Annotated in this window: 11 protein-coding genes; 5 read left to right on the forward strand and 6 right to left on the reverse strand. The window is 43.9% G+C overall.

Annotation, left to right across the window (positions count from 1 at the left end):
• Positions 1 to 12: 12 nt before the first annotated feature.
• From ccoP to ccoN, 4 genes are read right to left on the reverse strand one after another with little or no spacing between them, the layout of a single operon-like run.
• Positions 13 to 1,161, reverse strand: a complete 1,149-nt coding sequence (gene ccoP / locus IE130_RS08500; protein WP_189584542.1) for a cytochrome-c oxidase, cbb3-type subunit III — start codon at positions 1,159 to 1,161, stop codon at positions 13 to 15.
• Complete coding sequence (locus IE130_RS08505) at positions 1,158 to 1,340, reverse strand: CcoQ/FixQ family Cbb3-type cytochrome c oxidase assembly chaperone (protein WP_010199605.1); 183 nt, start codon at positions 1,338 to 1,340, stop codon at positions 1,158 to 1,160. The genes ccoP and IE130_RS08505 overlap by 4 nt, the downstream gene beginning before the upstream one ends.
• A complete protein-coding gene (gene ccoO / locus IE130_RS08510) occupies positions 1,340 to 1,978 on the reverse strand; it encodes a cytochrome-c oxidase, cbb3-type subunit II (RefSeq protein ID WP_010199607.1) in 639 nt (212 codons plus the stop codon). Before ccoO ends, IE130_RS08505 begins: the two co-directional genes overlap by 1 nt.
• Before the next feature lie 9 nt (positions 1,979 to 1,987).
• On the reverse strand, positions 1,988 to 3,466 hold the full coding sequence (gene ccoN, locus IE130_RS08515; protein WP_010199609.1) for a cytochrome-c oxidase, cbb3-type subunit I: 1,479 nt from the start codon (positions 3,464 to 3,466) through the stop codon (positions 1,988 to 1,990).
• A gap of 865 nt (positions 3,467 to 4,331) precedes the next feature.
• Between ccoN and IE130_RS08520 the strand changes: the two genes are divergently transcribed.
• Positions 4,332 to 4,721 carry a hypothetical protein gene (locus IE130_RS08520; protein WP_010199611.1) on the forward strand — a complete coding sequence of 130 codons (390 nt, stop codon included), beginning with the start codon at positions 4,332 to 4,334 and terminating at the stop codon, positions 4,719 to 4,721.
• Positions 4,722 to 4,880: 159 nt separating this feature from the next.
• Here IE130_RS08520 and IE130_RS08525 read toward each other — a convergent pair whose 3' ends face one another.
• Positions 4,881 to 5,861, reverse strand: coding sequence for a hypothetical protein (locus IE130_RS08525; RefSeq protein WP_189584545.1), 981 nt, complete (start codon positions 5,859 to 5,861; stop codon positions 4,881 to 4,883).
• A 447-nt stretch (positions 5,862 to 6,308) separates the two neighbouring features.
• Here IE130_RS08525 and IE130_RS08530 point away from each other — a divergent pair, with 447 nt between their 5' ends.
• From IE130_RS08530 to IE130_RS08540, 3 genes are all read left to right on the forward strand, one after another.
• The gene (locus tag IE130_RS08530; protein ID WP_189584548.1) at positions 6,309 to 7,544 is read left to right on the forward strand and encodes a lipoprotein-releasing ABC transporter permease subunit; all 1,236 of its coding nucleotides are present in this window, start codon (positions 6,309 to 6,311) and stop codon (positions 7,542 to 7,544) included.
• Positions 7,545 to 7,660: 116 nt separating this feature from the next.
• A complete protein-coding gene (lolD, locus tag IE130_RS08535) occupies positions 7,661 to 8,341 on the forward strand; it encodes a lipoprotein-releasing ABC transporter ATP-binding protein LolD (RefSeq protein ID WP_010199619.1) in 681 nt (226 codons plus the stop codon).
• A 378-nt stretch (positions 8,342 to 8,719) separates the two neighbouring features.
• Positions 8,720 to 9,028, forward strand: a complete 309-nt coding sequence (locus IE130_RS08540) for a hypothetical protein (RefSeq protein ID WP_189584551.1) — start codon at positions 8,720 to 8,722, stop codon at positions 9,026 to 9,028.
• A 36-nt stretch (positions 9,029 to 9,064) separates the two neighbouring features.
• Here IE130_RS08540 and IE130_RS08545 read toward each other — a convergent pair whose 3' ends face one another.
• Positions 9,065 to 9,640: a DUF2062 domain-containing protein gene (locus IE130_RS08545; protein ID WP_227676173.1), complete on the reverse strand. Its 576-nt coding sequence runs from the start codon at positions 9,638 to 9,640 to the stop codon at positions 9,065 to 9,067.
• Positions 9,641 to 9,945: 305 nt separating this feature from the next.
• Here IE130_RS08545 and IE130_RS08550 point away from each other — a divergent pair, with 305 nt between their 5' ends.
• Positions 9,946 to 12,972 (forward strand): ComEC/Rec2 family competence protein, encoded by a 3,027-nt coding sequence (locus IE130_RS08550; protein ID WP_189584557.1) that lies wholly within the window; start codon positions 9,946 to 9,948, stop codon positions 12,970 to 12,972.
• Positions 12,973 to 13,062 lie beyond the last annotated feature (90 nt).

Raw genomic sequence — 13,062 nt, forward strand, 5'->3', positions numbered from 1 at the left:
ACTAAAGTAGTCTTAGTTAACGGTAGCTGCTGCCGGTGCTGCTGCTTTTGGCGCAGTAGCAGTAACAGGTAGGGCTTGAGTGGCCTTAGCTGGCTTGTCTGACAAAGAGTAAATATAAGCAGCAAGTAGCATAATACGCTCATTACCTAGCTTCGTTTCCCACTGCGGCATCACACCTGCGCGTCCGTAACGTAAAGTATTACGTACCGTTTCGCGCTCGCCGCCATATAACCAAATGGTATCAGTTAAGTTTGGCGCACCCGCTGAAATCATACCTTTGCCATCTTTATCATGGCATAACGCACAATTTTGTTGGAAGATAGCTGAACCTTGAGCAACCAATGTCTGATCAAGTTTGCCGTTGCTTTTGCTACCGTTATTCGACGACAACGATAATACATATTCTGATGCTGCACGCACACCGTCTTCACCGATCTGATCGCGCCATGCTGGCATACCACCAACGCGGCCATTGTGTAGCGTGGTCAAAATATTTTGTGCTTCGCCGCCATATAACCAATCATTATCAGTTAGGTTAGGATAGCCTGTTGCACCTTTCGCATTCGAGCCATGACATACCGAACAGTTCTGTAAGAACAAACGGCTACCGACTTTTAGGGCGTTCGGATTTTCAGACAGCTTTTCAATATAAGGGGCAAGCTCAGCAATTTTTCCGTCAATTTGTGTTTGCAAATCTGCAGGTGGTGTCTCACTACGACGCATGGTTGCTTGCAAATCATTAAGTGTACCCAATGTCGCAGTCGCGCCCGCTGCATCTGCTTTTACCAAGATGCTTTGCTCAAAATTATCGGTAAAGATTTTATTATTGCTTTCAAGCTCGCTGAATAGCTCGTTCTTAGAGGTCCATGGTACGGTTTCGCCATCGACTTCTACGGTGGCGATGCCTTCCCAGTGTGCTGGGAACATTGCTGGGAAAAATACCCAGTAAGCGACACCCCAAACGATTGAGCCAAAAAATATCACCAACCACCATTTAGGGAGTGGTTTGTCGTATTCTCGGATACCATCATATTCATGACCAGTGGTACCGTCTTCCTCAACGTCTGGCTTGTATTTTAATACAAACAGTAGGACGCCAAGAATGAAAAGCCAGCAGCCGAAACTGAATAGCGTGATCCAAGAACTCCAAAAAAATGTCATCGTTTATCCTTATTGCGCTGCTCTTCAGACAGAGACTTTATATCCTCGTCATCAAGCGCAAGTTGTGCATCTTCTTCGAAGCGTTTTTTGTTTTTTGGCGAATACGCCCACCATGCAACGCCTACGAAGGCAACAAAGGCAGAGACGGTCGCAATTGTTTGTAATTCACCAATACCCATTAGCGCTGTCCTTCCATTGCGGTGCCTAACTGCTGAAGGTAGGCGACTAAAGCATCAAGCTCAGTTGCACCAAGCACAGCATCAGGAGCACCTTCAATATCTTCTTCAGTGTAAGGTACGCCAAAACGATCGCGGAATAGACGCATCTTCGCTTGTACGTTCGTACCGTTGACTTCGTTGGTCGCAAGCCAAGGGAAACCTGGCATCACTGACTCAGGTACTAGTGACCGTGGCGCAATGAGATGCTGCTTTTGCCAGTCTTCTGAATAGCGTCCACCAACACGTGCTAGGTCAGGCCCTGTACGTTTTGAACCCCATAAGAATGGATGATCCCATGTTGATTCAGCGGCACGTGAATACGGCCCATAACGTTCAACTTCAGCACGCAGTGGGCGAACCATCTGCGTGTGACAGACGTGACAACCTTCACGAATATAAATATCACGACCTTCAAATTCAAGCGCAGTCCATGGCTCCATAGAAGGTAGTGGGGCGTTCACGCCACCTTCTTCTGGACCCTTGTTATCATAAATCAGCGGTACGATTTCAACTAACGTTGCAAAACTAATCGCAATAACGATACCGATGACCAACAAGCCTGTATTTTTTTCAATAATTTCATGCGGTGTACCAGCCATGATCGCTCCTTATACTTTAGCTGTCGAGGTATTGACACTAGATTCGTGATCCGTAGGATCAGCAACATCTACAGGCTTACCTTCAGGCATCTTAAGTGTTTTATAAACGTTATATGCCATCACAAACATGCCCGACACATATAAGAAGCCACCAAAAGCACGACCAATATATGGGAAATGTGAGAACTCAACCGTATCAACGAAGCTATATACCAAAGTACCATCTGGGTTAGTAGCCAGCCACATCATGCCTTGGCCAATACCTGAGATCCACATTGATACGATGTAAAAGATAGTCCCTGCCGTCGCTAGCCAGAAATGCGTGGTGATTAAGCTGATAGAGTACATTTTTGGCTTATTATAAATACGAGGCAACAGTACATATAACGAACCAATAGTAATCATGCCCACCCAACCAAGTGCACCTGAGTGTACGTGACCAATTGTCCAATCCGTATTATGCGATAGCGCATTAACGGTTTTGATAGACATCATTGGGCCTTCGAATGTCGACATGGCATAGAATGACAGTGCCACAATCATAAAGCGAATGATCGGATCGGTACGTAACTTATCCCAACTACCAGATAGCGTCAAGACACCATTAATCATACCACCCCAAGACGGCGCGAATAAGATGATGGAGAACACCATTGCCAATGACTGCGTCCAATCAGGAAGCGCCGAATAATGCAAATGGTGACCGCCAGCCCACATATAAGACGCAATCAACGCCCAAAAGTGAACAATAGACAAACGATACGAATAAATAGGACGACCAATCTGTACTGGGACAAAGTAATACATCATCCCAAGGAAAGCTGCCGTCAAGTAAAAACCGACCGCGTTATGTCCGTACCACCACTGCACCATGGCATCGGTTGCACCGCCAAATAACGAGTAAGATTTAAACGCACTAACCGGAATCGCCATGCTATTTACGATGTGTAGTAACGCAATCGTAATAATAAAAGCGGCAAAGAACCAGTTAGCCACATAGATATGTGAGGTTTTGCGTTTGATGAGTGTTCCGAAGAAAACAATGGCATAAGATATCCACACCAACGCAATCAATATGTCGATGGGCCACTCAAGCTCAGCGTATTCTTTACTCGAGGTCAAACCTAGCGGTAATGTAATGACAGCAGAAACGATAACAGCCTGCCAACCCCAAAAGGTAAACCAAGCCAAATACGGTGCGAACAAGCGTGTCTTACAGGTACGCTGGACGATGTAGTAAGACGTTGCGAACAGGGCAGAGCCACCGAACGCAAAAATAACCGCATTGGTATGTAGCGGTCTTAGACGGCTAAAGGTCAGCCATGGGATGTCAAAGTTGAGTGCTGGCCATGCCAACTGTGAAGCAATGAACACGCCAAGACTCATGCCGACGATGCCCCATACAACGGCCATTATCGTAAAAAATCTTACGACAGTAATTTCATACTCACGGTCAACTGGGGCGACTGCTGTGTTTTGTAAACTCATTGGATGATTCCTTTACAGCCCGAATTATCAACAGAATTAACTAACTGTCCGCGCTATCTGTATCAAGTAAGTTGATACAAACAAATAATAACTGCGGTACATGCTGTTTTTTGACTCATTTATCATCTTAAGGTTATTAACTATCAAGCTAAGCTTCCACTTGGCATCTACTGATGCAAAGAGGAAGGGGGAAGCGCTAGAAAAATATCTCGCTTACAACCAGTTGATAGTAGGATTGTTAATAACTCGTTAAGGGGAATAAGGAGTGGCGCCGTATAATTAAGCATCAAACATCTAGCGATGTTAAGGATTTATCTTAATTACTACTGAAAATAACAGCACTAACGAAGATAGATACTGGTATCCATCTGGTAATAAAATATTATTGACCATTGATGTATGCTAGCGGCGGCTGACAAAAAAACAGATTAACGTAATGTTTAGTTAAAACTCCCGACTCTGTTTAAGGGTATTGTAACGCAATCCTAATCAAATATCATCAGAACTATGCGGCAAAATACAAACTCTTTGGTAAAAATATAGGCAGGCAACTCTTTGTAGTTATGCTAGGAGCCTATTTTATACCCAATTTTAAGACTATTCTAGAGGGTTAAATGATACGAATTGCAGGGTACAAGGACAAACTCTAGAGAAATTTTTGTAACAATGGCAACATTAGCCTTATAAATAGGTTTTACTTATCATCAAATCGCCCCTTATAATGAGGCTGAAGAATATCGATAGTAGATTTCCTATCCATTGTTATGACAACAATGACAAAATAACGATTTTAATCATTTGGACACAATTGGGCGGCGGTAATCCATAAGATGACCCCAGCACCTCATTCATTAAGGATAATAAGATGGCAGTTTTTTTGACAGATGCATGGTTCGATGACGTTGAGAAGTTAGGTAGTGAAGCCGGTGAGCTAAATTTGCCGCCAGCGCTGGCTAATATGATTATTAACCTAAAAGTGTCCGACACGGACAAAGACATCGAAGCTAACTTTGCTGATGGCTTGTTGCATCGCGGTTTGAATGATAATGCGACCACCACACTATTGCTTGACCGTAGTATCTTGCAATCTATCATCACTGATTTCGACACTAATGAAATTATGGGCGCTTTTATGGGTGGCAAAATTCGTGTCGAAGGTGACATGTCACAACTGATGGCGGTACAAACTGCGCGTCCAAGTGCTGAGCAGAAAGAATTGTACAAGCGTATCAAATCAATGACGACGATGGCTTAACGGCTTAAGCCTGTATTCTATAGATTTTCCCAATCGGTTAGTTTTGATCAATCTTATTCACACTGAACATAAAAAATCCCCTAATGCTATGTTAGGGGATTTTTTTATGCACGATGACGGTCAGAATGACGTAGTAGTCAAGGAGAGTTGTTAAATTTCCTAGCTGGCTTTTGATTGCGCCGTCGCGTCTTGTGACTTTTGATTTTCTTTGTAAATGGCGGCTTGTAGCCAAACATTTGCTTGAATGTAGTCATGTACTTTGATAGAAGCGGTCTCTATTGTATTGAGCGCGCCAATACGTACCACGAATGGATCGGCATCTTGCTCACGTAGTATTACCACATCAAACAAGATAATTGATTTGCCATTAAAGAGAGTTTCTTGCTTGCCAAGTACTTGACCTTGGCACCATGCTTCATCTTCTTGTCCCAAAGTATCACCGAACAGATACGCACACATATGACCCAAGTTAATCTCTACAGGAGCCATTTGTTCTTTGGTTTCAGGCTTCCATTCTTTGATTTGCTCTTGTAGATCGTCTGGTATTTGGCCGTCATTGGCAGCGACGATGTCGTTAAACGCGCGGTGGTAGCGGATGGCTTCTTGATCTTCGACCATAATGACTTCTTGCTGTTCGCTCAGCTTAATTTCATGCGCCCAAGCACTGAAATTCGCAAAATACGAACTGTCGCGCTGATATAGGTGGCGATTGGCTGTATAAAGCTGGTCAAAGGCATAAATAATACTGCCATCAGCCGTACGTAAGCGCAGTACTGCGTCGTGCGAGTTGTCATTGGCGATGATACGCTCTATTTTGCAATGCAGCCCATAAGGACTGTCAACACAAGGATAGGCGTTGATAAAACGTTCTGGTTTGCCGTCTTTCATTGCCAGTACTTGGTTGATGTGACAAGGCTGATCTTCAGACAACAACAAGCAACTGTCTTTGGCGCTGACGTTGGGGTTAAGACCTTTGGGCATGGCCGCCTTTTCGATCATTTTTTGTAGCCACTCTGGCACATCCTGACTCATGTCATCGGTTAAAATACGCCAATGATCGGCATGACCCGCAGCTTGCTCGTCGGATAATGTGATTTTGGTAGGAGATTGGATGTTTTTATACTGATAATTAATGGTCATGAAAATACTCAAACTTAAGTCAGCGATGAAGTTTGGACCTAACGCTGTGATTGCTTATCTAGCATCCAATATTTACAATCATTGGTCTATGATAGCCAGCAATGTCAGCAGCACAGGGTCAGCAAACAACAATGAGGGGTTAGTGACAATTGTCCTTAGCATACAATATATAGGTATAGACGCAAGTAATAGCAAGCCCCTCATAAAAAATAATAACAAAACCCTATTTTTATTAAAAAATACGCGCAGTTTTTGCTAATGACTGGCACATATCTGCCAAATTGTGTCAAACTAGCTCCCTTTTGATGGCCAAATCTGGCCTATTTTAAACCCTATTTTTGTGTTCGATTTATATGTTGGTATGGCAGACGCCATATATAAGGCGTTTGTCGCTGCTCGTTTTGGCGCATATAAAAGTCGCACGTAGATAAGATAAAGAGTTTGAATATGTTTCGTCCTTTAGCGTTATTTATCGGCTTACGATACACCCGAGCAGAGCGTAGTAATGGTTTTATTTCCTTTATATCGCTGATCTCGATGATAGGTTTGACCCTTGGGGTTGCCGTATTGATTACGGTACTGTCGGTCATGAATGGTTTTGACCGCGAGCTAAAAACCCGTATTTTGGGTATGGTGCCGCAAGCAACGGTCATCTCAAGTGAGGTGATTGGCGATTGGGAACAATTGGCAGATCGTATCAAAGAAGATCCAGAAGTGGCTGCTGTGGCACCCTTCATTCAATTACAAGGCATGCTGACGTCGAATGGCCAAGTGGCAGGCATTATGGTCACTGGCGTCGATCCTCAGTACGAAAAAAATGTCTCGATCATCAACGATCATATGACTGAAGGTAGTATCGACACGCTGCAAGCTGGTGATTTTAGTATTGTACTGGGTGAAGAGATGGTGCAATCACTGGGCTTAAGTATCGGTGATAAGGTGACTTTGGTGTTGCCAGAAGCATCGCCATCACCTGCTGGTGTGATACCGCGCTTTAAGCGTTTTACCCTCACGGGTATTTTTAGTATCAGTCCAGAAGTGGACAGCCTCATGGCCTTTATCCCGATGAGTGATGCTGGCAAATTGTTACGTCTGCCAGCTGGTGCTCAAGGTATCCGTATGAAGCTAAATGATATCTTTACCGCGCCCATCGCTGCTCAAAAAGCGGCTGCCATTGCCCCTGATCGACTCTATCCGAATGACTGGACGCAAACGCATGGCAATCTATTTGGGGCGATCCAAATGGAAAAAGCCATGGTAGGATTGCTACTGTTCTTAATCATCCTAGTGGCAGCATTTAATATTGTTTCAAGCTTGGTGATGCTGGTCACGGATAAAAAAGCGGATATTGCGATTCTAAAGACCTTTGGCGCGTCACCTCGTCTGATTACCCAAGTATTTATGGTACAAGGCGTGGTCATCGGCGTCATCGGTACGATTGCGGGTACGATACTGGGCGTTATATTTGCGCTCACGGTTAGCGACATTCTAGGCTTTATTAATCAAGCCTTCGGTCTCAATCTTTTTGATGCTTACTTTGTCAATTACCTACCATCACAGCTGCGTTTGACGGATGTGATATTGATTACTGGTGCGTCGTTCATATTGAGCTTTTTGGCCACGATTTATCCAGCACGCCGAGCGGCTAAAATTCAGCCTGCACAAACACTGCGCTATGAATAATTAAAGCCATAAGCGAGGGATTGAGCCGCGGATTTACTCGCGCGCTCAAGGCTAGAATGTTTAGTCAGGTTTAAAAAAATCATGAATATCGGTATAAATAAAATAAAGGAAGCGCTATGTCTGCCATTCTAAAAGCGACCAATATTAATAAGATATATGATGAAGGTGCAGTTAGCACCCAAGTATTGACAGGCTTGGATTTGACCGTCCACGCGGGTGAACGCATCGCTATCGTTGGTACCAGCGGCTCGGGCAAAAGCACTTTGCTACATTTGCTGGGTGGATTGGATACGCCAACCAGCGGTGAAGTTTGGTTGCATGGTCAGTTGTTAAACAGTATGAATGAGACCGAACGCGGTGCGATGCGTAATAAGCATTTGGGATTTATTTATCAGTTTCATCATCTATTGGCTGAGTTTACTGCCATTGAAAACGTCGCGATGCCATTGCTGCTACGCCCAAAAGTATCAACGACTGAGGCGAGAGATCAAGCAATAGCGATATTAGAGAGCGTTGGTCTAGAGCATCGTTTGGCGCATAGACCTGGCGAGCTATCAGGCGGTGAGCGTCAACGCGTGGCCATTGCTCGTGCACTCGTCACCAAACCTTCGCTCATATTGGCAGATGAGCCAACGGGCAACTTGGATTATGACAATGCGCAAAGCGTTTTTGGCCTACTATCAGAGCTGCAAAGTACCATGCAAACGGCACTACTGATGGTGACGCATGACCGTAACTTGGCGGCATTGGCGGATCGTCAGCTGTTACTGCGTAATGGTCATTGGGAACAATACTAAATGGCTTAAGTATGAGGTATCCTAAGTATTTAAGGTATGTCCTCAATTCAATCAACAGTCATATAGATAAGCTAACAATGGCTAAGTTTTGCCAAAAAGCGAAGATAATATCCAGTTAATACCTCGATATTATCTTCGCTTTTTTTCTTGTTTGGCTACAATGTGGCTCATTTTTATCACCCTGCTTAAAATGATGACACGCTTTAGAAGAAATATCATAAAGTAGAGTATAAAAAATAGGTTGCCAACTATAGTTTGCTGAGTATAATTGGATGCAGTAAAGAGTAGTGCAGACCCTAATCCTAACAATGTACCTGATATATTTTTTATATAGAATCGGCTGTAGTAGCCTTATTTAATAGAACAAGGATAATGACAATGAATGAAGATGAAGATCCAATCGCTGCTTTTGGCAGTGCCGAAGAAGGCAATGAGCCATTGAAGCCGTATATTGATCCAACGTTGTTTGACACCGTCGACAAAGATGCACAGATCGAACTACTTACTTCAGTTTTTGATTCTATTACGCTGGCAGGTGTTGATTACGATTTAAAAGCGCAGGATAGCGCCACTGGTAAACGCTATACGCTGCTCAAAGACGAAAAAGTGGTCGATATCTTTGTGATGGATAACAGCTTTACAGACAATGTCTTGGCAGCGATAGAAAATGACAAAGAAGACGAGTAATTGGATTCAATGAGCCGTATGTGTTGAGGTTGCAGATTATCGTTTAGGTGGTTTATCTTCTGCGGTATGTTGACGTTTTTGCCAGCTTGACACGGTTTTATAACGCCAAATAGCCTTAAATGCCAATCCGCAAATGATGCTGGTAATAATAGCGAGTATGGCGCTTCCTACACAAAACGCGGTTAATGAAACAGTACCGTGATAAGTGATAAAGGGGTTGGCGCCATCAGATAGTACCCACAAGCTAAAGTCAGCAATCATCCTGCCGATAAGTCGTAAACTGATCATCGGCACATCAATAATTTTGGCACCGATGTAGTAACCAGCATAAAAGATAGGCAGGCTAGTGACGGGGTTGGTGATCCACGTCAAACCAAGCGCCATAGGGACATTGGCACGAAAAATTAGCGAACCAATTAATGCCAATAGCATCTGTCCGGGCAGTGGAAAAAATGCACTGAGTACACCGATATAGACCGCTTTATTTAAGCTGTGCCGGTTAAAATGCCATAAACGCGGATCAGCCAAATGCGGTGCAAATAATTTCAAAATGCGGCTTTCTAGAATTTTCTCTGGTGTGGGCAGCAAGTCTTTAAGACGTTTTTGGGGCACAGTATCGCCTTTAATCGTTATCAACCGCAGGCTCAATCATATTGATGGGCTGATATAAAGAGATATTAGGAATAAAATACGGGTGGGAATAGTATCAGAAAAAAAGGGTAATAGTGTCGAATAATTATTATTGTAATACCTCTCATCAGTATAGGGCAATACTAAAATAAATGCTATCGCTTGACCAACGAGACAGTCGTCATTGCTAGAGTGAAACGATATACTCACGCCCATTTTTGTGAGCAACAATAATCCGTTAAAATTGACTGTATTTAAACAGTCAGCTCATTAAGCAAGGAGCGCTGGTGTACTGGTTACTTGGTAGTCTGGTGATTATCGCTATGATGGGCGTTTTGGCAGTCGCGGATAGTCTGGCGATACCAATCAACTCATTAATAGAGCTGCATAACGCTAACAGTTGGCTGCTATTATTAGTCATTATTGCTATTGTCTTGATAGCTATTAATCAGCGTCAAGCGCTGTCTATAAAATCAGTTAACGTCCAAAAGCTTTCTTCTAAACACCAACCTTCTCAACCTTTTTTTTCTCAAGACACGTCTAAATATTTTTCTTCTTCCTCTAAATTTCCCATTCGAATTGTCAATTATTTGCTGATAATGATACTGGCCATGGGGCTGGTGATGGGTAGCGCATTGCAAGCCTTGATGGGTTATCAGCAGGCTGAAGCGACCAAAATTACTGAATCTATGCGTGTACAGGCTTTGGTCACTATCGAGCGTATTAGTGATAGCGTTTACGATGGGGTCACCAATAGCGGTTATCGACAAGTCGCTACCGTCAGTCATATATCGCCCTTAATATCTGAGTTGACGGCTCAAGAATTAGATAGTGCTAAGGTCAATTATTTCACAAGTATGGAAAATAGCCTAAGCAATAATTTCTTTAATGATACGTCAAATGAAAGTAGTGACAGCAATATTGAATATCGAGTGCTACTCAATGCTTATCCAAAAAAAGGCTCTAAAAGCGCTCAGGTCGCTGATCTAAATCAGTTGCGACCGGGTAATCAACTGTTTATGACGTTAATGCTCGCACCGCTTGCTACCTCTGAGCAAGCTCTTAATAATCCCTCTGGGTTTGACAGTTATCGCTGGTTGCGAGGTCGTCATATCGATGGGGTGGCAAATATAGTGACGACCAGCACGTCGTCTTTTGCGCTCGATGAGTCGTCTGCATTGGAAGCTGATTCTCGCTCCTATCTTAGGCGCTTTCGTACTCGGATTGACCAAGGGCGTTGGCAATTGCGACAGCATTTTTATCAAAAGTGGGCGGGACAAACTACAGCCACGCAGCAAGCAAAAGCGGTGACTCTAAGTTTGCTCACAGGCGATCGCAGCTTAATCAATCGCGATACCAAAGATCTGTATCAATTGGCTGGTATTTCACATTTGCTGGCTATCTCGGGCACTCATGTGTTGTTTTTAGCGATTATGCTGGCAGGGGCAGTTGTATTCTTGCTCAATCGTCTGTATCCAGCCTTATATCGGCACATACCACGTTGGCAAGTGCGCTGGTGGGTGATGATCAGTGCCGCTTTTATTTATGCGCTATTCACTGGTTTCGATGTACCCGCTGCTCGTACTGCCTGGATGTTATTGGCGATAGGTCTAGTACGATTAACCTTGCTACCGATTAGTACGATGCGAGTATTGTTAGCTCTGGCAGTCTTGATGGCATGGTTTGATCCTTATATGCTCTGGCAAGCTGGTTATTGGTTGTCCTTTATCGCTGTGGCGCTGTTGCTAAAATACGATAGTGCTTCACAGTCGCAAAATAACTCAGTGTTATCACAATCAGAGAAACCTCTCTCTCAGCATGATATTAAATATAGCCGTATTTTACTTATAAAAGTATGGCTCATAGCTAAGCGTGTCTTTAAGTTGCAGTTCTGGTTATTTATCTCGTTGCTACCCATTACGTTGTTATTGTTTGGCAAAGCTTCACTATGGGGTCTAGTCATCAATTTATTTGCCATTGGTTTATTTGGCTGGGTCATCGTACCGCTCAATCTACTAGCTGGGCTTTGCTACTTATTATGGCCTGCGCTTGCTGATAGCATTTGGGTGTTGGTCAGCGCAATCATCGGTAATTTACATGATTTGATTACGTGGCTGACGTCATTGCCAGCGCTGTCAGAGGCGTGGCTGTATACGCCAGTGAATATGGCGATATTACTGATGGTATTGCTGGCGATGTTGCCTTGGTTATTACCACGTGGACTTATCAGTCGTTGGCTGGCACTACCGCCTTTGACGCTATTAATGATGACGGTATATGCCAACCAGCAGTCATTAGCCACGTCACCAACTTTATATATATTACCCACTGGAGATCGCTATATAAGCGCGGCGGTGCTGCAATATCCTATAATGGATAACGAGGTTGGGGGCAAGGATAATAAGGCGCAGTCAGCGAAGGGAAGCGTGAGTTGGTTGTTTTTGGCAGACCACAGGCCTAATGCGACACGTACCATGCCAAGCACCTTGACGGCAGAGAAGCTGTCCGCGATATTAGAGCAGCAATTACGCACCTTATCGATTAAACGCTTAGAAGGGCTCGTAGTACAGACCAGCAGTGTAGGATTGACCGATACGCTCACGACTAACGATGCCAGCAATACATTTAAACCTAACGCCTCAGAGTTGTTGCCGATGACCGTTGCCAGAATAAGTCAGCGCCTACCGACCAACCAGTATTGGCAAGCAGGGCGTAGTGATCGTTGGTTTGAGCGAGAAAAACTTTATAAAGAAGCAAGCGAATCTAACAATGCTAACAATGCAGCGCATGTCACTACCAAAACGTATATCAGCCCTAAAAGTTGTGAGCAAAATGACTCATGGCAGCTCCCCAACGGGGATTTATCGTTACAAGCAATGACGGGCTGGAGTAAGATAGATGATGCCAGTGTGTGGGACTGTACAATTGCCATCGATAGCAGGTTGCCGATACAGATATTGCAGTATAATGCAGCTGATCCACTTAATTCACCGCTGGCCACCTCTCAACTACTAACGGCAATTCCCTCTACAGCAAAAAATACGCAACCAAATAACCAAGAACTTACTATGCAAGCTCAGTCTTTGCCATCACGTATCGTTGTTGATGCCGATACCCATCAGCGCGTTTGGCAACTGTGGTCACTGCTCTGCCAAGCTGAACCGTTTGATAATAGCGCCTATAGTCATCATACTTGGCTTGGGCACAGCACCTCACACCTAGAGACCGATGATATCAAGCGCCAGCGTATCAATGAGGTCATTACTTATGATGATAATGCACTTGAGGCAGCACTGTCTCTGAATGCCCATTGAGTCTTAGAATAATATTTGGACGCGACATCTTATTTTGACAATACATTCTAAAAATCATCTTAACCATAGCAGCGTTATAATATGGTGATA

Origin of the sequence: Psychrobacter glaciei (assembly GCF_014652895.1) — a bacterium.
GTDB classification, from domain to species: Bacteria; Pseudomonadota; Gammaproteobacteria; order Pseudomonadales; family Moraxellaceae; genus Psychrobacter; species Psychrobacter glaciei.